Raw genomic sequence first — 21,804 nt, forward strand, 5'->3', positions numbered from 1 at the left:
AGTCTGCTCATCGAATCATGAGCAATTGCTCATGCCTCAGCCATAACTAAGCCCGGCTGCAGTCGACTCCCTGATCACCCAGTCGCGAAAAATCGCCACATGGGGCTGCGTTTCGACCCCCTTCGGGCAAACGAAGTAATAGGCCACCGGCGAGGGAAACGGCACGTCGAACAACCTGATCAAACTGCCCTCGCGCAGCTCTTTCTCCACGTGGCCACTTCGAACAAGAGCGATGCCCTGCCCTAACAAGGCCGCCTCCACGGTCATGTTGGTGTCGGGAAAACGCACGCTCTCCTTCAGCGAGGTGACGCCCAGGCCGATGTTCTGAAACCACACCTCCCATTTGGGCACCAGGTCGGAACCGTCCCGGGCCAACAGCGGATAGCGCAACAGCTCGGCCGGCTCCCGGGGCATGCCGAAGCGCTTGAGCAAGTCGGGGCTCGCCACCGGGAAGATGTGCTCCCTGAACATGAATTCCGAGTGCAGCGCGGGGTAGTTGCCGCCTCCCAGACGGATCGCCACGTCGGCCTCACCGCTGGCAAAGTTGATCGCGGTGTCTGTGCTGTCCAGCGTGACGAGGATTTCCGGGTGCAGCTGGGATAGATTGGGCAGGCGCGGCAACAGCCATTTGAGCGCGTAGGAATAGGTCGTGCTGACCTTGAGCCTGACCCGGCCGTTCTCTTCCCGGAGGTCCGCAAGCGTCGCCTCCAGGTTCATGAAAAACGTCCGCACGATGGGCGCCAGCGCTGCACCGGCCGGCGTCAGGCTCAACGTCTTGCCGCGCTGAAACAGCTGCACGCCCCAGATGTCTTCGAGATTTTTTAATTGGTGACTCACGGCACTTTGGGTAACGTGCAGCTCCTCGGAGGCGGAGGTAAACGTCCCGTGACGGGTGGCGACTTCGAAGGCGCGCAAGGTGGCGGTGGGTGGCAGGTCTCTCATTTCATCGGGCCTCGCGGGCGTGAGCGCAGCGGCTCACACCATGAATGACGGCTCATGGTAGAACATTATTCAGATCGACAGAGGGAACGACTTACTCATGACCGGGCAGATCATCTACAGCGTGAAAGGCGAGAGCGACGAACTCAAGGCGGCAGTCACCAACGCTCAGGCCACTTTCAAGTTCTTCTGGCGCGAAACCGCCAAGCCCATGACCGCGCCGGAGCTTTTTCGGGAAGGCCGCCAGCGTTAACGTGGTGCCTGCCGAAGAAGGCCGGACGCTCATCAGTCATCGATATTGAAGCAGTGCGCTCAGTCAGCGACAGTAGGTGAAAAACCAGGTGCAGGACCGGCTTTAGCCGGGAAGCCTGTAGATGGACCGCCGCAGGTGGCCGCGACTCAAAGCAAGGTCGCCCCGGGCCACTCGCGCTTCTCCACCAACACCCTCACCACATCCCGAATCACCACCCGGACCGCCAGCGCCGCAGGCGAAAGCTCGTCGTCCGGCAAACTGGCCAGGGTGTTGCGGCGCATCAGGTGCTTCTCGTGAATCTGCACCACACACAATCCCGACCCGGCAAAGCGTGCCGCCGCAGCCCCGGGCTGAAGGGTGGCGGCGACGCCGTGGCGCACCACGTCCATCAAGGTCGCCAGCCCGTCGATCTCCATCACCACGTTCAACGGCATGCCGGCCGCTTCGAAAGCGTTCGCGAGGGTGGCGCGCAGGCCGTGGCCGCTGCTCGGCAGCACCAGAGGAATGTCGCCGATCTGCGCGAGGCTGAGGGTGTCGCCAGGGGGAATGCCGGGGAAGCCCGGGGCGTGCAGCAGGGTTACGGCTTCGTCGAGCAGCGCAATCATGGTCCAGCGCCGGGCGATGTCGGCCTGGAACACCACGGCGAGGTCCAGCTGTCGCGCGCTGAGCTGGCTGGCGAGGTAGCCGGAGAGCATCTCCACCAGGTGCAGCTGGATGTCCGGATAACGCGCGCGCATCGCTTCGATCAGCGGCAACGCCAGGACGCTGGCCGTGGTCGGTGGCAGGCCAACGCTGACGTAGCCGCGCATCCGCCCCCGTTGCGCGGCCTGCACGGCGGCGTCGGCCTGGCGCAGGGTCAGTTGCGCATGGTGCAGAAACGCCAGGCCCGCCGCTGTCGGGCTGACGCCGGTGGAGGTGCGATTGAGCAGGCGCGTGGCCAACTCGTCTTCGAGCTTGCTCATCTGCTGGCTCAAGGCGGACGTGCCGACATTCAGTTCCAGGGCGGCGCGCCCCAGGCTGGTCATCTCGACGACTTTGACGAAATAGCGAAGTTGGCGCAGTTCCACAGGGGCTCCTCGTTGAGCTATGACGCAAGCTGCGGAAAGTCAGCCGTCAAAGTATACGTATTCCGAGCAGCCTAACCCTTTACTAAAACTAAAGCCCCCTCGCCTTAACCCGCCTTTCGGCCAGCGGCGCCTGTCCCTACTGTTCATCACCGCCAGTTGCACTCTGTCCAGCGCTGGCGTGACGAGGAGTGATGATGGTTGATGTTCTGGTGATCGGCGGCGGTAACGCGGCCTTGTGCGCCGCGTTGATGGCCCGGGAAGCCGGTTCCAGCGTGATGTTGCTGGAAGGCTCGCCGAAAGTCTGGCGCGGCGGTAATTCGCAGCACACCCGCAACCTGCGCTGCATGCACGATGCGCCGCAGGACGTGCTGATCGACACCTACCCGGAAGAGGAATACTGGCAAGACCTGCTCAAGGTGACCGGCGGCCTGACCGATGAAAAGCTGGCGCGCATCGCCATTCGGGCCTCCGCCACCTGCCGCGACTGGATGCGCTCCCACGGCGTGCACTTCCAGCCACCCTTGTCGGGCGCCTTGCACGTGGCGCGCACCAACGCGTTTTTCATGGGCGGGGGCAAAGCCCTGATCAACGCCTATTTCCGCAGCGCCGAACGTCTGGGCATCCAGATTCGCTACGACGCCCAAGTCACTGACATCGAGATGAAGGACGGCGCGTTCGTCGCCGCTCACGTCGGTGAGCGGGAGGTGGATGGGCAGTTGCTCCCCGCTGAGCGCATCGAGGCGAGGTCTTGTGTCATGGCGGCGGGCGGTTTCGAATCCAACCGTGAGTGGCTGCGCGAAGCCTGGGGCCAGAACGCGCGCGGAGAATGGCCGTCGGACAACTTCCTGATTCGCGGCACGCGCTTCAACACCGGCGTTTTGCTACGGCGCATGCAGGACCTCGGCGCCGACATCATCGGCGACCCGACCCAGGCACACATGGTGGCCATCGACGCCCGCGCCCCGCTCTACGACGGCGGCATCTGCACGCGGATCGACTGTGTGTCTCTGGGCGTGGTGGTCAACCGCGACGGTGAACGTTTCTACGACGAAGGCGAAGATTTCTGGCCCAAGCGCTATGCGATCTGGGGACGTCTGGTGGCCGGTCAGCCGAATCAGCAAGCGTTCTCGATCATCGACCAGCAAGCCGTAGGCCGCTTCATGCCGCCGGTTTTTCCGGGCACCAAGGCCGACACCCTGGAAGTGCTGGCGGGGCTGCTGAATCTGCCGGAAGCGACCTTCGTCAAGACCGTCGAGGACTACAACCGGGCCTGTCAGGTCGGCACCTTCGATCACACCGCCCTGGATGACTGCCACACCGAAGGCCTGACGCCGGCCAAGACCCATTGGGCCCGGCCGCTGGTCAAGCCGCCGTTTTACGCCTACCCGCTCAAGCCGGGGGTGACCTTTACCTACCTCGGGCTGGCCACCGACGACACCGCCGCCGTGCACTTTCAGGGCAAGCCCAGCCCCAACCTGTTCGTCGCTGGCGAGATGATGGCTGGCAACGTATTGGGCAAGGGCTACACGGCGGGCATCGGCATGGCCATCGGCACTGCGTTCGGCCGTATCGCCGGCGTGCAGGCAGCCGCCTCAGCGGGCTTCGGTCCCTCTTCAGCGAAATCGGAACGCCGACATGCAACTGTTTGATCCACAGGCGCCGAGCGCCTTGATCCCGGTCCTCAACCTGCAGGAGAGCGAAGTCGAGCGGCAGATGACCATCTGCAACGCCTGCCGCTACTGCGAAGGTTTCTGTGCGGTATTCCCGGCCATGACCCGTCGCCTCGAATTCAATCAGGCCGACATTCATTATCTGGCGAACCTGTGTCACAACTGCGGCGCCTGCCTGTCGGCCTGTCAGTACGCGGCGCCCCACGAATTCGCGATCAATGTGCCCAAGGCCATGGCCAAGGTGCGTCTGGACACCTACGCCGAATACGCCTGGCCCAAGGCGCTGGGCACGTTGTACCAGCGCAATGGCTTGACCCTGGCGCTGGCGTCAGGGGCCGGTCTGGCGTTTTTCCTGTGCCTGACGCTGATGGTCATGGGCAACCTGTTCACCGCCATGCCGGGCGGCAACTTCTACGGGATCTTCCCGCACAACACCCTGGCCCTGATGTTCGGCGCGGTGTTCGGCTTTGCCGTGCTGGCGCTGAGCATCGGCGTGGGGCGATTCTGGCGCAATGTGTCGCCCGTGCAGTCGACGCTGCCATTGAAAGCCAGCGCTGCATTGGAAGCGACGGCAAACGTCGCCCAGCTCAAGTACCTGGACGGCGGTCACGGCGAAGGCTGCACCAACGCTGACGATAAATTCACCTTGTGGCGCCGGCGTTTTCACCACTTCACCTTTTACGGATTCATGCTGTGCTTCGCCGCCACCGGAACGGCGACGCTGTATCACTACTTGCTCGACTGGTCGGCGCCCTACCCGATTTTCAGCCTGCCGGTGATGCTCGGGGTGGTTGGTGGCATCGGCCTGCTGGTGGGCCCGGCCGGGCTGCTGTGGATGAACCTGCGGCGCAACCCGGACCAGGGTGATGAAAAGCAGAAGCCCATGGACCGCGGCTTCATCGCCCTCTTGCTGCTGGTGAGCGGCAGCGGTCTGGCCCTGCTGGCGTTCCGCGAAAGCAGTGCATTGGGCCTGTTGCTGGCCATCCATCTGGGACTGGTCATGGCCTTCTTCCTGACCATGCCCTATAGCAAGTTCGCCCACGGCATCTTTCGCAGCGCCGCGTTGCTCAAGTACTCCATCGAAAAACGTCAGCCGAATCCGATCAACGCGGGCAGTGACTGAAGCCCGCAATACCGATGCACACACGTTGCCCACTCCATAAAAACAAAGAGTCCTGATTAGCCATGAACAGCACCCCCACCCCCGAAGCCACGCGGTCGCGCGCCGCGAAAGTCGGCGCCATCATCCGCGTCACCAGCGGCAACTTTCTCGAACAGTTCGACTTCTTTCTGTTCGGGTTCTACGCCACCTACATCTCCCAGACCTTCTTCCCGGCCACCAGCGAGTTCGCCTCGCTGATGATGACCTTCGCCGTGTTCGGCTCCGGCTTTCTGATGCGTCCGCTCGGCGCGATCGTGCTGGGTGCGTACATCGACAAAGTGGGTCGGCGCAAAGGCCTGATCGTGACGCTGGCAATTATGGCCTGCGGCACGGTGCTGATCGCGCTGGTGCCGGGTTACGCCACCATCGGCGTCGCTGCACCGGTCCTGGTGCTGCTCGGACGGTTGCTGCAGGGCTTTTCGGCGGGGGCTGAGCTGGGTGGCGTGTCGGTGTACCTCGCCGAAATCGCGACCCCGGGCTGCACCGGCTTCTACACCAGTTGGCAGTCCGCCAGTCAGCAGATCGCAATCATCCTCGCCGCCGCGCTGGGCTACGGCATCAGCACGTATATGCAGGCCAGTGAGATCGCCGCGTGGGGCTGGCGCATTCCGTTCTTCATCGGCTGCGTGATCATCCCGTTCATCTTCGTGATCCGTCGCTCCCTTGAAGAGACCGAAGCGTTCAAGCGCCGTTTGCACCATCCCAGCACCCGCGAAGTGTTTCGTTCGATGCGCGAAAACTGGCGCACGGTGCTGGCCGGCGGGTTGCTGGCGTCGATGACCACCACGACGTTTTACCTGATCACCGTGTACACCCCGACCTTCGGCCGAACCGTGCTGCACCTGAGCACCACTGACAGTCTGGTGGTGACGCTGTTTGTCGGGCTGAGCAATTTCATCTGGCTGCCCATCGGTGGCGCATTGTCTGACCGCATCGGGCGTCGGCCCCTGTTGCTGGGCATTTCGCTGCTGTGCATCCTCACGGCCTACCCGGCGATGCACTGGCTGGCGGAAGCGGCAAGCTTCGAGCGGCTGCTGGCAGTCTTGCTGTATTTCTCGTTCTTCTTCGGCATGTACAACGGCGCGATGGTCGCAGCGCTGACCGAGGTCATGCCCCAGGAAGTGCGCGTGGTGGGGTTCTCGCTGGCCTTCAGCCTGGCAACGGCGGTGTTCGGCGGCTTCACCCCGGCGATGTCGACCTTTCTGGTGCAGGCGACGGGGGACAAAGCTTCGCCGGCGTTCTGGCTGATGTTTGCGGCGATCTGCGGATTCGGTGCGACGCTGGTCTTGTATCGCCAGCGCGCGCAGGTCGTTGCGGCGGCGCCGTGATTCGCTGAGGCGATGGGCGATGGGCGATGGGCGACAGTGTCAGGCAAAACGTCCCGAGCCACCGTCGCCCTCCCTTGGGCTGTTGACGATCAACGCTGTCAGGCTGCAGATACCGCGGCTTTGCTGATGTCTGCCGCTGAGGCCAACTTTTCCACATCCCAACAGGTACGCATCAGCTTCCGAGCCTGGCTGTCCGGCAATATGCCTTTGGCCAGGTCGAGGAATTTCGCCTCAAGCTGCTGATCGGACATGGGGACCTCGACGCTGCCGAGTGCATGTTCGATGAATTTGTGCAGGGTGCGCCCGTCGTTGAGCGTGATGGTCATGTCGACCTGCTCCGGCCTGATCGCCGGATCCACCGTCGCCACGACCTTTTCCCGCAGGGTGATCACCGCCGGGTCGAGCACAGCCTGATCACTGTACTGCCGCTCCCCGGCCGCGCCCTGAATGATGGCCACCGCAACGGAGTGATAGATGCTGAACTTGCCTTCAAGGCCGATTTTCGGCGTCTTCTTGCCGGTGAGTTCGATGACCAGCGGGTGGACTTTCAATTCGACCCTGGCGATCTGGTCGGCGGTCAGCGTGTACTGATTGCGCAACTGGATGGCCGCATCGAGGGCCGGATGAATCACGATCCCGCACGCAAACGGTTTATAGGTGTTGAGCGCCGCCTCGTAGTGGGTGCCGAGCCCTTCAGTGATCTGGCTGAAGTCCTGCTTGGTGCTGATGGTGTGCGCCCAACCGCGTTTGGCCTCGATCATCCCGTCCGAACTGGTGAAGTTCTGCGCCGCCAGCAGGGCTGCGAACAAGCCGTTACTGGACGCGCGACCTGGATTGAAGCTTTTGTTCATGGAGCCGAAGGACTCCCGCAGCCCTACCGGTTGTGATGCGGCGAGGCCGAGCGCCCAGACCATTTGCTGCTCAGTGAGCCCAAGCAGCTTGCCCGCCGCCGCGGCAGCACCGAATACCCCCGCTGTGCCAGTGATATGCCAGCCGACATCGTAGTGGTTTGGGTAAACGGAATTGCCAATGCGGCATTCGGTTTCAACGCCGAGTATCAATGCATTGAGAAACTCGGTGCCCGAAACCGGGCGGTATTCCGACAGCGCAAGGATCGCCGAGACCACTGGGCCCGCCGGATGGATGATGGTTTTGAGATGGGTGTCATCGAAATCGAAAATGTGGCTTGCCACGCCGTTCAGGAAGGCGGCGTTCATGATGTCGAAGCGCTCGGTGCGACCGAGCAGACCGGCCTGAGCCGCGCCCGAGAAAGGCTTGAGCGCCGCAATGGCGCGTTCCACGGTTTCGTGATGAGACCCGCCCACCGCCACACCGACCCAGTTCAGCAGGGTGCGGCACCCTTCTTTGCGGACGTTCTCCGGCAGATCTGTGTACTGCGCTTTGACCAGATAAGCCGCCAGCAGGCGGGTCACGCCCTCCCCATCCGACGGCTCATTCGTTTTAGCGGCGATGGAGGCGTTTGAGACAGCGGCGGCAGGCTGGGCGGCGAAGACAAAGCCCGGTGCAGCGCTGGCGACAGAGGCAACGGCGCCAGCCTTCAACAGGGTGCGGCGGTTAAAAGGGTTCATGGGTGATCCTGTGCTTATGATTATGTGGATGCACGTGCGAGTGCGCACCGGGTCATCATGCCGTACAACCCACCCCAAGTTAATTGCAATAATAATGGGAACTTATGCATGGCCAACATGAATGTGGAGATGGGCGATTTACGTGCGCTGGTGGCGGTTGCCGAACTGGGCAGCTTCAGTGCCGCTGCGAAAGAACTGCACCTCTCCCAGCCAGCGTTATCCCGGCGCATTTCAAAACTGGAGGCCAACCTGGGCGTCCGTTTGCTGGAACGGACCACCCGACGCGTTGAACTGACCGCAACCGGACGCGAGTTCTCGCGCAAGGCGCGGCTGGTGGTGCACACGTTCGAGGAGTCAATGCTGGGGATAAGCGAGGGCAGCGGCAGGATGCGCGGCGAGGTGACCATCGCCTGCGTGCCCACAGCGCTGAACCATTGCCTGCTGGGCACGTTGAAGGCATTTCAGCAGCTGTATCCGCGCATTCTGGTTCGAGTGCTGGACGACGGCGCGAGTGACGTGCTGTCTACTGTGGTGCGCAATGAAGCCGATTTCGGTGTGAACTACATCGGCGCGCAGGAGGCCAACCTGCAATTCACGCCGATCTTCAAAGAACGATTCGTGATGATCTGCCGCCGCGACCATCCCCTCGCCACCCGGGCATCCGTCACTTGGGCGGACCTCAATCGCCACGATTACATTGCCGTCACCAAAGCCAGCGGAAATCGGCTCCTGCTTGACCTCGCGCTGGCGGGCGTACCGGAACTTCCGCAGCCGCTCTGTGAAGCCAGGCATGTGCGCACGGTGGTGGACATGGTTGCTGCCGGGCTGGGGGTCGCCGCAGTTCCGCAACTGGCGATCCCTGCGCACCTTGCCCATACCGAGTTATGCACCGTTGCGCTGACAAGGCCAGTGGTCAATCGCACCATCGGGCTGATCAGGCGCAGAGACAGAATTCTCTCACCCGCGGCCGAGCGCGCTTACCAGATGATTGCAGCCGCCGCCTTGGCGCAGTGAACTCACGGTCGACAAGGCCCTGGACGCTGGGTTGGGCTATAACCCTGCGCCCTGCTTTGAAGCGCTTCATGACCGAGCGCCCCACTGCGGAGCCATGCCGTGCAGACCAACGCCAGCGAAGGCCGTCAACCCGGTGGATTTTCACTTGGCACGCTTATTTCATGCTCAACGCAAACGGCAAGCCGGACCCCGGTCCTTAAGTCTCGTCCACATACGCGCCTCGAATGCGCCAGGTATCGAAGCCTGATCGACCCCCACCGGGTTGATCGGGCTTTTTTTATGGAGGCTGTTCATGCCGAACCTTTTGACTCCCGACCTGCGCCCCACCGTTCAGGTTGGCTTTCTGCTCTCGACCGAAGGCACCTACCGGCGCATGGGCCGCAGTGCCTTGCTCGGGTTGCAGGACGCGCTCGCCGAAGTCAACGCCGACACCCGGCGCAGCGTGCGACTGGAGGCGATCTGCATCGACCCCCAAGGCGACCCGGCGGGCTACCGCCGCGGCATCGCGCAGTTGCTGAGTGCGGGGGTCCGGCACATTTTCGGCACCACGCTGTCGGCGAGCCGCAAGGAAATCATCCCGGACCTGGACCAGCACGGCGCGCTGCTCTGGTATTCGAGCCCCTACGAAGGTTACGAAAGCAGCGAAAACGTCTTGTACCTCGGCGGATGCCCTAACCAGACGCTGCTGCCGCTGCTGCGCTACGCCTTGAGCCAGTTTGGTCGGCGGGCGTTTCTGCTCGGCTCCAACTACGTCTGGGGCTGGGAAAGCAACCGCATTGCCCGGGAAGTGCTGGAAGCCAACGGCGCTGAAGTGCTCGGCGAAAAGTACTGGCACCTGGGCGCGACTGGCTTCGACACGCTGATCGAAGGGCTGATTCAGGACCCGCCGGCGTTCGTGCTGAACAACCTGGTGGGCGAGTCTTCCTACGCCTTTTTGCAACAACTGGATCGGGCCTGCGAGCGCCAAGGCCTGCGCCTGCCGGTGCTCAGCTGCAACCTCACCGAAGCGGAGCTGGATGGGGTGGGCCCGATGCAGGCGCTGCGGCTGCTGTCGTGCGGGCCGTTTTTCGAAACCCTGAATCCGGCGTTTTGCGAGGGGCAGCAGCGTCATGGTCCGCGCACCTGTTCGCATTACTACACCAGCGCCTACACGGCGCTGAGGGTGTTCGCCGACGCCTTGCACGCCAGCGAAGATGCATCGCCCAAAGCGATTTGCGAGCACCTTTACGGGCACCCGGTCGCCAGCGTGCTGGGCACCGTCAGCCTGTCGGCGCGCAATCATCACAGCGCGCTGGCCAGTCATATCGCTGAACTGCGCGATGGGCGCTTTCATGTGGTGCAGTCGGCGCCTCATGCGATCGCCGCCGACCCCTATCTCACTGTTACGGATGTACACGCCGACGTGGTCGACCGACACGCCATCCCGGCGCCGCGCTTGAGGATCGTCAAATGAACACACGCGCCTTTCCTGCTTTCGACCAGGGCCACTTGCTGCTGATCGACTGCGATGAACGCAGTCAGGGCAATCTGGGCAAAAGCCTGCAACGCCTGGGGATTCACTCGCAGGTGCTCGAGCACGACGCGCCCTGTGACACCCGGGGCTGTTTCGCGGCGATCCTTGAGATAGAACATTTCGCCAGCCCACTCGCCGTTCAGGCCCTGAACGCGGCCAGCATTCCCATCGTCGCGCTGACGGCTCACGAAACCCTGTCGCAGATCCAGCGGGCACTGCAGCTCGGCGCGACGGCGTTGCTGAACAAGCCCATCAGCCAGGGCTCGGTCTACACCACGTTGATGATGGCGGTGGGATTGCGCGACCGTCAGCGCGCCGATGCCGAACAACTCAACGAGCTGCAACAGCGCCTGGCGCTGCGTCCGCTCATGGCCCAGGCCCTGGCGCGCTTGATGGTGACCCAGCGCATCAACGAGGCGACGGCGTACGAGCGCTTGCGCAGTCTGTCGATGCAGCTCAATCGTCCGATCGAAGCACTGTGTGTGGAACTGCTCGCGGCGCGGGACGAGGACCGCGCATGAACACCCTCAAAGCCCTGCTGCGTCGGCCGGCCGTGGCGGTTTCGCTGTTGTTTATCGTCACCGTGGTGCTGCTCGCGGCGCTGGCCCCGTGGCTAAGCCCCTTCGACCCGGACGAGCAATTCGTCGAGGGGCTGACGATGGAAGGCGCACCGATGGCCCCGGCCACGCCGTACTGGATGGGCACCGACCTGCTTGGCCGTGACCTGCTGTCGCGGTTGATCTTCGGCGCGCGCACCTCGCTGTTCATCGGTGTGCTGGCCAACGGGCTGGCGGTGCTGATCGGTACGCTGGTGGGCCTGACCGCAGGCTTTGTGCGCGGCTGGCTCGGCAGCGTGTTGATGCGCCTGACCGACTTGATGATGGCCTTCCCTGCGCTGCTGCTGGCGATTGCCCTGTCGGCGATTTTCCAGCCCAGCGTGTGGATCGTGGCCATGGTCATTGCGATGGTCAACTGGGTGCAGATCGCCCGGGTCATCTACGCCGAAACCGTGGCGCTCAGTGCGCGGGACTTCGTTGCCGTGGAGCGCACCCTCGGCGCCAGTTCCCTGCGCATTCTGTTCTCGCACCTGTTGCCCCATCTGCTGCCAACCATTCTGGTGTGGGCGACGCTGGGGATTTCCACCACCGTTTTGCTGGAAGCCACCTTGTCGTACCTGGGCGTGGGCGTGCAGCCACCGACGCCGAGCTGGGGCAACATCATTTTCGAGAGCCAGACGTACTTCACCTCGGCCCCGTGGCTGGTGTTCATTCCCGGCGCCGCGATCATCCTGCTGTCCCTGGCGTTCAACCTGGTCGGCGACGCCCTGCGCGACGAACTCGACCCCACACTCAAGGGGCGTCGCTGATGCTGCCGTTCATTTGCCGCCGGGTCGGTTATGCGCTACTGATTCTGCTCGGCGTGACCTTCATCACCTACCTGTTGCTGTTCCTGCTGCCTGCCGACCCTGCGCGGCAAATCGCCGGGCGCAGCGCGAGCCCTGAAGTGGTCGCGGCGATTCGGGCGCAACTGGGCCTGGACCTGCCCTTCTATCAGCAATACCTGAGTTATCTCGGCAACCTGCTCCACGGCGACCTTGGCCGCTCGTACATCCAGCGCACCGCCGTCAGCGAACTGATCGGCGCGCGACTGCGCCCGTCTCTGGAACTCATGGCAGCCGGGATCGGTTTCGAGCTGTTGATCGGCATCAGCCTGGGCATGCTCGCGGCGCTCAAGCGCGACAGCTTCGCCGACAAGCTGCTCATGGCGTTTTCCTTTGTTGGTGTGTCGGCCCCGCAGTTCATCGCCGCCATGCTGTTTCTGTACTTCTTCGCCGTGCAACTGGGCTGGTTCCCGCTGGGGGGCTATGGCGGCGCCAGCCATTTGATGTTGCCGGCGCTGACACTCGGGCTGCTCGGCAGTGGCTGGTATTCACGCATGGTCCGCTCTTCGATGATCGAAGTGCTGCATCAGGACTTCATCCGCACCGCACGGGCCAAGGGCCTGAGCCGGGCGCGGATCGTGTTCGTGCACGTGCTGCCCAACGCGATCGTGCCGGTGATCCCGATGATTGGCATCGACATCGGCGTGTTCATGGGCGGGCTGGTGGTGGTCGAGTCGGTGTTCGGCTGGCCGGGCATCGGTCAGCTCGCCTGGCAGTCGATCCAGCAAGTCGACATCCCGGTCATCGTCGGCGTCACCACGCTGTCGGCGGTGGCCATCGTGCTGGGCAACCTGCTGGCGGATCTGGTGATCCCGCTGGTGGACCCGCGCATCGATATCAAGCAGCACTGAATCCATCAACACAACGGGGCACAACAATGAAAATCAACGCGCTGACCCTGGCCGTGGCGGCCACGCTGTTTACTACGCCACTGTGGGCCGACACGCCGAAAAGCGGCGGCGATGTGGTGGTGACCTACCAGAACGATGTGGCGACCCTGGACCCGGCCATCGGCTACGACTGGCAGAACTGGTCGATGATCAAAAGCCTGTTCGGCCGACTGATGGACTACAAGCCCGGCACCACCGAACTGGTGAAAAGCCTGGCCGAGGACTACAGCATTTCTCCGGACGGGCTGGTGTACAGCTTCACCCTGGTCAAGGGCGTGAAATTCCAGAACGGCCGTGAGCTGGTCGCCAATGACGTCAAGTATTCCCTTGAGCGCACCGTCAACCCGAAAACCCAGAGCCCGGGCGCCGGTTTCTTCAGCTCCATTGTCGGTTACGACGACGTGACCGGCGGCAAAAGCACGACCCTCAGCGGCATCAAGGTGGTCGACGACCTGCACCTGACCATCACGCTGAGCGCACCGAACGCCACCTTCCTGCACATCATGGCGATCAACTTCGCCTCGGTGGTGCCCAAAGAAGCGGTCGAGCAATGGGGCGCCGACTTCGGCAAGCACCCGGTGGGCAGCGGCGCGTTCAGCCTGGCCGAGTGGAAACTGGGGCAGAAACTGGAACTGGTGAAGAACCCTAATTACTTCCAGAAGGGCCTGCCCTATGTCGACAAGATCACCTTCGAGATCGGCCAAGACCCTACCGTCGCGCTGCTGCGCCTGAACAAGGGCGAAGTGGACATTGCCGGCGACGGCGTGCCGCCCGCGCAATTCCTGCAGTTCAAGAACGACCCGGCGTCCAGGCAGTTGCTGGTCACCGGCAACCAGTTGCAGACCGGCTACGTGACGCTGAAAACCACCCTGCCGCCGTTCGACAACCTCAAGGTGCGCCAGGCGATTAACATGGCCATCAGCAAGGAACGCATCGTGCGCATCATCAACGGTCGCGCGGTGCCGGCCAACCAGCCGCTGCCGCCGGCGATGCCGGGTTATGACACCCAGTACAAGGGCCTGCCCTACGACGTCGAAGGCGCAAAAAAACTGCTGGCCGACGCTGGTCTCGCCAAAGGTTTCGACACCGAGTTGTACGTGATGAACACCGACCCGCAGCCGCGCATCGCCCAGGCGATCCAGCAAGACCTGGCCAAGGTCGGCATCCGCGTGCAGATCAAGTCCCTGGCCCAGGCCAACGTGATTGCCGCCGGCAGCTCCAAGGATCAGGCGCCGATGGTGTGGTCAGGCGGCATGGCCTGGATCGCCGACTTCCCGGATCCGTCGAACTTCTACGGCCCGATTCTCGGTTGCACCGGCGCGGTCGAAGGCGGCTGGAACTGGTCGTTGTACTGCAACAAGGCGCTGGATGAACGCGCCGCCAAAGCCGATGCCATGGCCCGTCCGGAACAACAGGCCGAACGCACCGAGGCGTGGAAAAAGATCTTCACCGACGCCATGGCCGACGCGCCGTGGGTGCCGATCTTCAACGAGCAACGCTTCACCGTGCGTTCCAAGCGCATGGGCGGCGACGACGCGCTGTACGTTGATCCGGTCCACGTGCCGGTCAACTATGACTCCATCTGGGTGAAGTGATTTCCCTTGGCCTGTCCCCAGTAATCCCGCTGGAACAGGCCATTGCGCCTGACCCCTTAGCCACGAGGACCGCACCCATGTGCCAGAACTGCCTGGTCAAGACCATTCACAGTGTCAACAGCCACTTCGGCTGGGACCACCGCTTTACCCCGGTCGAGCGCGTCGCGCCCGGCACCACCTTGCAAATGAACTGCCGGGATTCGTCCAACGGCTATTTCACCGCGCAGTCCCAGGCCGCGGACGTCAGCGTCATGCCCTTCGACCAGATCAACCCGGTCACCGGTCCGATCTACGTCGAGGGTGCCGAGCCTGGCGACATCCTGAAAATCACCCTGGACAGCTTCAAGCCCGGTGGCTTCGGCTGGACCGCCAACATCCCCGGCTTCGGCCTGCTCGCCGACCAGTTCCAGGCGCCGGCGTTGGCGCTCTGGCACTACGACACGCATACCCTCGCCCCCGCCGCCTTTGGTGATTTCGCCAAGGTGCCGCTCAAGCCGTTCGCCGGCACCGTCGGCGTTGCACCGGCCGAGGCCGGGCTGCATTCCATCGTGCCGCCGCGTCGGGTCGGCGGCAATCTGGACATCCGCGACCTGGCGGCAGGGAGCATCTTGTACCTCCCGGTGGAAGTCGCCGGCGCGTTGTTTTCCATCGGTGATACCCACGCGGCCCAAGGCGATGGCGAGGTCTGCGGCACCGCCATCGAGAGCGCCATGGACGTGGTGGTCACGCTCGACCTGATCAAGCAAACGCCCTTGGCCACGCCGCGTTTCAGCACGCCGGGACCGGTGACCAGCCACCTGGACAGCGCCGGCTACGAAGCCTTCACCGGCATCGGCCCGGACCTGATGCAGGCCGCCCGCCAAGCCGTGGCCAACACCATCGACTGGTTGTGCCGCGAGCACCGCATGCCGGCGGAACAGGCGTACATGCTGTGCTCGGTGTGCGGCGATCTGCGCATCAGCGAAATCGTCGACCTGCCGAACTGGGTGGTGTCGTTCTACTTTCCGAAAGTGGTGTTCCAGTGAAGCCAGACGATCAGCCGAGTCTGTCGGTGGAGCGGCTGAGCATCGACGTCGGTGGCGGCGCGTCACGGCGGCGGGTGGTCGATGAGTTGAGTTTCGCCCTGTACCCGCGCCGCACTCTTTGTATCGCCGGTGAATCGGGCAGTGGCAAATCGCTGTCGTCCCTGGCGATCATGGGCCTGCTGCCCAAGGCGGCCAGCGTTCCCGGTGGCGCGATCCTGTTCGACAACCGCGACCTGCTGAGCCTGCCGGAACGGGACCTGCAAAGCCTGCGTGGCAAGCGCATCGGCATGATTTTTCAGGAGCCGATGACGTCGTTGAACCCGCTGCTGACCGTCGGCCAGCAACTGGCGGAAACCCTGCGCCGGCATGAGGCGTTGAGTCGCAGTGAGATTCACCAGCGCTGCCGGGCCATGCTTGACGCCGTACGCATGCCCCAGGTCGACAAGCGCCTGACCCAGTACCCCCACGAGTTATCCGGCGGCATGCGCCAGCGGGTGATGATCGCCATGGCGATGCTCTGCCAGCCGGAAATCCTCATCGCCGACGAGCCGACCACCGCACTGGATGTGACCATTCAGGCGCAGATCCTTGAGCTGATGCGCGAGTTGCAGCAGCAGTTCGCGACCAGCCTTTTACTCATCACCCACGACATGGGCGTGGTCGCCGAGATGGCCGATGAAGTGGTGGTGATGAACCAGGGCCGCATGGAAGAGCGCGGTTCGTTGCATCAGGTCTTCACCGACGCGCAAGCGCCCTACACGCGCAAATTGCTGGCCGCGGTGCCGGTGCTGGGCAGTGCGCCGCCGCCTGATGTCATGACGGAACAGCCGGTAGTGCTCGCGGTTCAGGACCTCAGCGTGCGCTTCCCCTTGCGCCACGGCTGGTTCGAAACCCCGCGCACCGTGCATGCGGTCGAGGGCGTGAGTTTCGAGCTGCGTCAGGGCGAAACCCTGGGGCTGGTGGGCGAAAGCGGCTGCGGCAAGTCCACCACCGGCAAGGCCTTGATGAACATGCTCAGCTATCAGGGCAGCGTGAAATTGCTGGGGCAGGAACTCAACGGTTTGCAGGGTGACGCATTGCAGCGGGTGCGCCGCGACGTGCAGATGGTGTTTCAGGACCCGTACGCTGCGCTCAATCCGCGCAAGACCGTGTTCGATCTGGTGGGCGAGCCGCTGCTGATTCACGGCAAGATGCCCGAACCCCAGCGGCGCGAGCGTGTGGCGCAATTGCTGCAACAGGTCGACCTGCCACGGGACGCCCTTCAACGCTATCCCCATCAGTTTTCCGGTGGCCAACGCCAGCGCATCTGCATCGCCCGGGCACTGGCGCTGAACCCCAAAGTCATCATCGCGGATGAATCGGTGTCGGCGCTGGACGTGTCGGTTCAGGCGCAAGTGCTGGCGCTGCTGGAACGGCTGCGCGCCGAGCATGGGCTGAGCTACCTGTTCATCTCCCACGACATGGCCGTGGTCGAACGCATCTGCCACCGCGTGGCGGTGATGTACGGCGGCCGTATCGTCGAAATCGGCGCCCGCGATCAGGTCCTGCACAACCCGCAGCATCCCTATACCCGCCGCCTGCTCGCCGCAGTGCCGGTGCCCGAAGTGGGCCGGCGCCGGGATTTCAAGAGCCTGCTCAAAGAGCTGGAACGGCCTGACCCGATCAAGGCAGCGGATTTTGTCGCGCCGGTGCAACGGTTTTCGGCGGTGGCGGCGGATCACTGGGTGGCGGTGGAGTGATAAAAGCGGTGACCGCTTAACGCTTTTCCGCCGTCCACGGCAGCATGCGGCGCAGGGTCTTGTCGCGGACCATGCCGGGGCGCTCGCTGAGTGGAGGAATGTTTCTTGATGCCGCGAACCTTGAGGCCCCTGCCTTAAGGCAGTCTGAAGACGTCGCAAAGATCAGCAGGAAAGCCAGGCCAGGCAAATTTCTCACCTTCAGACTTCGTTAAGAATCGACCCCGATACTCCACCCCATCACCACTGGGGAGGAGCCACACCCATGCAGGGTCTGGACTGGAATAACCGATTACCACCGAACTCAATGCCGTCCAGCGCGCTGCCTCTGGATTTCCTGCCTATGGGATTCGGCACGGCGCAATCACCGGCCCTCTCGCTCAATCGTGCGCTGTCTCAGGAGCCACTGCGCGACGCCTACGAGACGTTCATCCAGCATCGCTTCCGCCAGGCGCACAACGCCGAGATCCGTAGCTTCATGCCGGAGTTGTTCGGACTCCACGACAACACCGGCACGCTCTGCGCCGTGGCCGGCGTGCGTGTAGCCACCTCCGGCGCACTGTTCCTGGAGAACTATCTGGATCAGCCTGTCGAGCAGATGATCGAAGCCAGTGCCGGCAGGGCCGTGGACCGTCAGGGCATCGTCGAAGTGGGCAACCTCGCCGCCAGCAACCTGGGCAGCGCGCGGCTGAGCATCATCGCCGTGACCTGGCTGCTCGCCATGAGCGGCCTGGAATGGGTGGCGTTCACCGGCAACGCCGGACTGGTGAACAGCTTCAATCGCCTCGGCCTGCGCCCCCTTACACTGTGCCTCGCCGACCCTCTGCGCCTGGGCGAAGACCGGCACGCCTGGGGCAATTACTACGACTCTCAACCCAGCGTGCACGTCGGCGACATCCGCTCCGGGTTCCTGCACTTGAGCAGCAGCGGCGTGTTTGAACGCTTCGGGTTGCCCCTGACCCTGGAGGACAGCTGCCATGTCGCCTGAACTGAGCAGATTCCGCCAACGCATCGCTGATCTCGCCGCCGGGCAGCCCGATGCGTGTGCGCTGTGGGGCGACGACCTGAAACTGAGTTATGCCGAGCTGGACGCCGAAATCAATCTGCGCCAGGAGAGGCTCAAGGACCTGGACGCCAGGGTCGTGGCCCTCGCCCTGGAGAATGGCCCGGACCTGTTGATCTGGGACCTGGCGATTCTGTTCGCAGGACTGGCCTGTGTGACGCTGCCGCCGTTCTTCAGCGCAGCCCAGCGCCGTCATTGCCTGGAGCAGAGCCAGGCTGACGTGGTCATTGCTGACGACGAGTACGCCAGTGAACTCGCCTCCTCGGCATTGCGTCATGAGGAGGGGTTCTGGCTGCGCACGAACCGTCAGCCGTCGCCCCTGCCCGAGGGCACGGCAAAGCTCACGTTTACCTCTGGCACGACCGGCACCCCCAAAGGCGTCTGCCTGGACGCCACCAGCGTGCTGACGGTGGCCATGGAGGTGCAGCGCGCCAGCGAGTCTCGCCAGCCCGCCCACCACCTTTCACTCTTGCCTCTGGCCATTCTGCTGGAAAACGTCGGCTGCTATGCCGCGCTTTACGCCGGGGCGATGCTGAGCCTGCCAAGCCAGCGAACCCTGGGCATTCAAGGGGCCAGCGGTGTGGAATTGCCGCGTCTGCTGTCGACGCTGGCGGTGCGACAGCCCCACAGCATGATCCTTGTCCCGCAGCTGTTGTTGCTGCTGGTCAGCGCTTGCGAAATGCGCGCGTTCAACCCGGCAGCGCTGCGTTTCATCGCGGTGGGCGGCGCCAAAGTCACCCACGAACTGTTGCTGCGCGCCGAAGCCCTTGGCATTCCGGTGTACGAAGGCTACGGCCTGTCGGAGTGCGCGTCGGTCGTGGCCCTCAACCGCCCGGACGCCCACCATCCCGGCAGCGTTGGCAGACCCCTGCCCCATGTGCAGATACGCCTGGCCGAAGACGGCGAGGTCCTGATTCGCGGGTCGCGGATGCTGGGCTATCTCGGCGAGGCAGAACCCACACCGGAGTGGTGGCCGAGCGGTGATCTTGGTGAGTTTGACGCCAACGGTTACCTCTACCTTCACGGCCGCAAGAAGCATCAGTTCGTGACCAGCTACGGTCGCAACGTCAACCCTGAGTGGGTCGAGGCGGAGCTGACCCAACGCGGTCGGATCGCCCAGGCGTTTGTCTACGGCGAAGCCCTGTCACGCAATCATGCGTTGGTGTGGCCGCTGCGCCCCGACACCACCGACCTGCAGATCAAACAGGCTGTCGAGCAGGCCAACCAGGCACTGCCGGACTATGCACGCGTCCACAGCTGGACCCGTCTCGATCAGCCCTTCACCGCCGCCAATGGCATGGTCACCGCCAACGGCCGACCCCGACGCGACGCCATTCTGGCGAACTACCGACATCTTTTCACCGAGCCCACGCGAGCAAAGGATCTTCAATCATGAGTTTTTTCCAAACGCTGCAAGACGCCACCCGCACCGAGCGCGAGACCCTGTTCAACCTGCCCGTCATTCATCAGGCGCTGCACGGTGAAGTCTCGCTGGAGAGCTATCGCGCCTTCCTGACCCAGGCCTACTACCACGTGCGGCATACCGTGCCATTGATGATGGCCTGTGGCGCGCGGCTGCCTTCCCGGCTGGAATGGCTGCGGGGCGCGGTGTGCGAGTACATCGAGGACGAATACGGCCACGAGCAGTGGATCCTCAACGACCTGCGCGCCTGCGGTGGCGATGCCGATGCCGTGCGCGAGGGTACGCCCGGTCTGCCCATCGAGCTCATGGTCGCCTACCTCTACGACCTCATCGCCCGGGGCAACCCGGTGGGACTGTTCGGCATGGTCAACGTGCTGGAAGGCACCAGCATCGCCCTGGCGACCCATGCCGCCGGCAGCATTCAGCAGCGCCTGGCACTGCCGGCCACTGCATTCAGCTACCTGAGTTCCCATGGCAGCCTCGATGTCGGCCACATGGAAACCTATCGCACGCTGATGGACCGCCTTGAAGACCCTGAGGATCAGGCGGCCGTAATCAAAGCCTCGAAAGTGGTCTACGGCTTGTACACCGACATGTTTCGTCAGTTACCCCTCGCCCAGGCCGAACCTTTGAAGGAGCTCGACCATGCGGCTGTCTGAAGCGCGCGTGGTGCTGACCGGCGCCAGCGGCGGCATCGGCATGGCCATTGCTCAGGCGCTGTGCAGCCATGGCGCCGAAGTGCTCGCCGTCTGCCGCCATCAGGAGCCGCTGTTGCCGTTGCAACAGCAGTACCCGCATCTACTGCACTGGGTGAAGGCCGATCTGACCACCGCCGAAGGTCGTCAGCACGTGTTGATGACGGCGCAAGCGATGAGCGGGGTCAACCTGCTGATCAACGCCGCCGGCGTCAATCATTTCGCCATGCTGGAGCAGTTGCCAGGGCACGAGATCGATTCGATGCTCGACATCAACCTGAACGCGCCAATCCAGCTCACCAGCCTGCTGTTGCCGCTGCTGCGCCAGGCCAGCCGCGCCATGGTGGTGAACGTCGGCTCGACCTATGGCTCGATCGGCTATGCCGGTTACGCCACGTATTGCGCGAGCAAGTTTGCGCTGCGGGGGTTTTCCGAAGCGCTGCGCCGTGAGCTGGCGGATACGAGGGTGGGCGTGCTGTACGTCGCGCCCCGCGCTACCCGCACAACGATGAACAGTCCCGCAGCGCGCGCCCTCAACTCCGCCCTGAAAACCGCCGAGGACGATCCGCAGACAGTCGCCGCCGCGGTTGTTCGCGCCATTGTCGGCAATCAGCGCGAGCTTTACATGGGCTGGCCTGAACAGTTCTTCGTACGCCTCAACAGTCTGCTGCCTGCCGTGGTGGACCGCGGGCTGCGCAAACACCTGCCCCTCATTCGCCGCTTCAGCAGCGCCACTCACGAAAAGAGCACCAAGCCATGAAACGTCTACTCGTCGTACTGCTCGCCACCCTCGCCCTACCGGTATGGGCACTGGATGCACCGGACAAGCAACGCCTGACCGGGATTCAGCAGGAGTGGGCACGGATTCAATACCAGTTGCCGGAAGACCAGCGCGTCGCGGCATTTGAACAGTTGGCCGCCACGTCCGCCGCTTTCACCCAGCAGCGTCCCGCCGTCGCCGAGGCCTGGATATGGTCGGGCATTGTCACCAGCAGTTGGGCCGGTGCCCAGGGCGGACTGGGTGCCCTGAGCAAAGTCAAAACGGCCAAAGCCGACCTCGAGAAAGCCATGACGCTGGACCCCAATGCCTTGCAAGGCTCCGCCTACGCCAGCCTGGCTGCGCTGTACGATCGAGTGCCCGGGTGGCCCATCGGGTTCGGCGACCCGGATAAGGCCCAAGCACTCCTGGAGCAGGCGCTCAAGCTCAATCCCGACGGCATCGATCCGCTGTACTTCTGGGGCGATCATTTCTACCGCCAGGGTCACTATGCCCAGGCGAAGGACGCGCTGGAAAAAGCCTTGCTCGCCGCGCCCCGGCCCGGTCGCGAAGTGGCGGACAGTGGACGCCGTAAAGATATCCAGCTATTGCTGGTGGACGTAAACAAGAAACTGAAATGACGG

General features: G+C 63.5%; 20 protein-coding genes. 17 read left to right on the forward strand and 3 right to left on the reverse strand.

All coding sequences use genetic code 11. The features are described 5' to 3' along the window. Positions 1-36: 36 nt before the first annotated feature. The gene (gene gcvA, locus QWI18_RS19340; protein WP_369319599.1) at positions 37-942 is read right to left on the reverse strand and encodes a transcriptional regulator GcvA; all 906 of its coding nucleotides are present in this window, start codon (positions 940-942) and stop codon (positions 37-39) included. Between the two features lie 97 nt (positions 943-1,039). Here gcvA and QWI18_RS19345 point away from each other — a divergent pair, with 97 nt between their 5' ends. Then, positions 1,040-1,192 (forward strand): hypothetical protein, encoded by a 153-nt coding sequence (locus QWI18_RS19345; RefSeq protein WP_369319600.1) that lies wholly within the window; start codon positions 1,040-1,042, stop codon positions 1,190-1,192. 146 nt (positions 1,193-1,338) lie between these two features. Here QWI18_RS19345 and QWI18_RS19350 read toward each other — a convergent pair whose 3' ends face one another. After that, positions 1,339-2,259 (reverse strand): LysR family transcriptional regulator, encoded by a 921-nt coding sequence (locus tag QWI18_RS19350; protein ID WP_369319601.1) that lies wholly within the window; start codon positions 2,257-2,259, stop codon positions 1,339-1,341. 194 nt (positions 2,260-2,453) lie between these two features. On the opposite strand from QWI18_RS19350, the gene tcuA reads away from it, so the two are divergent. The 3 genes from tcuA to QWI18_RS19365 all read left to right on the forward strand — a co-directional run bounded on the left by tcuA (position 2,454) and on the right by QWI18_RS19365 (position 6,419). Then, complete coding sequence (tcuA, locus tag QWI18_RS19355) at positions 2,454-3,908, forward strand: FAD-dependent tricarballylate dehydrogenase TcuA (RefSeq protein ID WP_369319602.1); 1,455 nt, start codon at positions 2,454-2,456, stop codon at positions 3,906-3,908. Then, on the forward strand, positions 3,895-5,052 hold the full coding sequence (gene tcuB, locus QWI18_RS19360) for a tricarballylate utilization 4Fe-4S protein TcuB (RefSeq protein ID WP_369319603.1): 1,158 nt from the start codon (positions 3,895-3,897) through the stop codon (positions 5,050-5,052). Before tcuA ends, tcuB begins: the two co-directional genes overlap by 14 nt. A 62-nt stretch (positions 5,053-5,114) precedes the next feature. Next, positions 5,115-6,419: an MFS transporter gene (locus QWI18_RS19365; RefSeq protein ID WP_369319604.1), complete on the forward strand. Its 1,305-nt coding sequence runs from the start codon at positions 5,115-5,117 to the stop codon at positions 6,417-6,419. A 98-nt stretch (positions 6,420-6,517) separates the two neighbouring features. On the opposite strand, the gene QWI18_RS19370 is transcribed toward QWI18_RS19365, so the two are convergent. Next, positions 6,518-8,008, reverse strand: a complete 1,491-nt coding sequence (locus QWI18_RS19370) for an MmgE/PrpD family protein (RefSeq protein ID WP_369319605.1) — start codon at positions 8,006-8,008, stop codon at positions 6,518-6,520. A 117-nt stretch (positions 8,009-8,125) separates the two neighbouring features. Here QWI18_RS19370 and QWI18_RS19375 point away from each other — a divergent pair, with 117 nt between their 5' ends. The 13 genes from QWI18_RS19375 to QWI18_RS19435 all read left to right on the forward strand — a co-directional run bounded on the left by QWI18_RS19375 (position 8,126) and on the right by QWI18_RS19435 (position 21,801). Further along, positions 8,126-9,022 carry a LysR family transcriptional regulator gene (locus QWI18_RS19375; RefSeq protein WP_369319643.1) on the forward strand — a complete coding sequence of 299 codons (897 nt, stop codon included), beginning with the start codon at positions 8,126-8,128 and terminating at the stop codon, positions 9,020-9,022. Positions 9,023-9,314: 292 nt separating this feature from the next. Further along, on the forward strand, positions 9,315-10,475 hold the full coding sequence (locus QWI18_RS19380; protein WP_369319606.1) for a transporter substrate-binding protein: 1,161 nt from the start codon (positions 9,315-9,317) through the stop codon (positions 10,473-10,475). Next, complete coding sequence (locus QWI18_RS19385) at positions 10,472-11,056, forward strand: ANTAR domain-containing response regulator (protein WP_065988865.1); 585 nt, start codon at positions 10,472-10,474, stop codon at positions 11,054-11,056. Before QWI18_RS19380 ends, QWI18_RS19385 begins: the two co-directional genes overlap by 4 nt. Beyond that, a complete protein-coding gene (locus QWI18_RS19390) occupies positions 11,053-11,901 on the forward strand; it encodes an ABC transporter permease (RefSeq protein ID WP_265385353.1) in 849 nt (282 codons plus the stop codon). The genes QWI18_RS19385 and QWI18_RS19390 overlap by 4 nt, the downstream gene beginning before the upstream one ends. Next, entirely contained in the window at positions 11,901-12,827 is a 927-nt protein-coding gene (locus QWI18_RS19395) for an ABC transporter permease (RefSeq protein ID WP_369319607.1), read from the forward strand. The genes QWI18_RS19390 and QWI18_RS19395 overlap by 1 nt, the downstream gene beginning before the upstream one ends. Before the next feature lie 26 nt (positions 12,828-12,853). Beyond that, on the forward strand, positions 12,854-14,461 hold the full coding sequence (locus tag QWI18_RS19400; protein ID WP_369319608.1) for an ABC transporter substrate-binding protein: 1,608 nt from the start codon (positions 12,854-12,856) through the stop codon (positions 14,459-14,461). Positions 14,462-14,538: 77 nt separating this feature from the next. Next, positions 14,539-15,486 (forward strand): acetamidase/formamidase family protein, encoded by a 948-nt coding sequence (locus tag QWI18_RS19405; RefSeq protein ID WP_369319609.1) that lies wholly within the window; start codon positions 14,539-14,541, stop codon positions 15,484-15,486. Beyond that, positions 15,483-17,225, forward strand: coding sequence for an ABC transporter ATP-binding protein (locus QWI18_RS19410; RefSeq protein ID WP_369319610.1), 1,743 nt, complete (start codon positions 15,483-15,485; stop codon positions 17,223-17,225). The genes QWI18_RS19405 and QWI18_RS19410 overlap by 4 nt, the downstream gene beginning before the upstream one ends. Positions 17,226-17,529: 304 nt before the next feature. Next, a complete protein-coding gene (locus tag QWI18_RS19415; RefSeq protein ID WP_244656887.1) occupies positions 17,530-18,210 on the forward strand; it encodes a thermostable hemolysin in 681 nt (226 codons plus the stop codon). After that, entirely contained in the window at positions 18,200-19,681 is a 1,482-nt protein-coding gene (locus QWI18_RS19420; protein ID WP_369319611.1) for an AMP-binding protein, read from the forward strand. Before QWI18_RS19415 ends, QWI18_RS19420 begins: the two co-directional genes overlap by 11 nt. Further along, the gene (locus QWI18_RS19425; protein WP_369319612.1) at positions 19,678-20,367 is read left to right on the forward strand and encodes a TenA family transcriptional regulator; all 690 of its coding nucleotides are present in this window, start codon (positions 19,678-19,680) and stop codon (positions 20,365-20,367) included. Before QWI18_RS19420 ends, QWI18_RS19425 begins: the two co-directional genes overlap by 4 nt. Further along, the gene (locus QWI18_RS19430) at positions 20,354-21,163 is read left to right on the forward strand and encodes an SDR family oxidoreductase (RefSeq protein ID WP_369319613.1); all 810 of its coding nucleotides are present in this window, start codon (positions 20,354-20,356) and stop codon (positions 21,161-21,163) included. Before QWI18_RS19425 ends, QWI18_RS19430 begins: the two co-directional genes overlap by 14 nt. Beyond that, entirely contained in the window at positions 21,160-21,801 is a 642-nt protein-coding gene (locus QWI18_RS19435) for a tetratricopeptide repeat protein (RefSeq protein WP_369319614.1), read from the forward strand. The genes QWI18_RS19430 and QWI18_RS19435 overlap by 4 nt, the downstream gene beginning before the upstream one ends. Positions 21,802-21,804: the final 3 nt, after the last annotated feature.

It is taken from the genome of Pseudomonas sp. W2Oct36, from assembly GCF_041060465.1.
In the GTDB taxonomy this organism is placed as follows: Bacteria; Pseudomonadota; Gammaproteobacteria; order Pseudomonadales; family Pseudomonadaceae; genus Aquipseudomonas; species Aquipseudomonas graminis_B.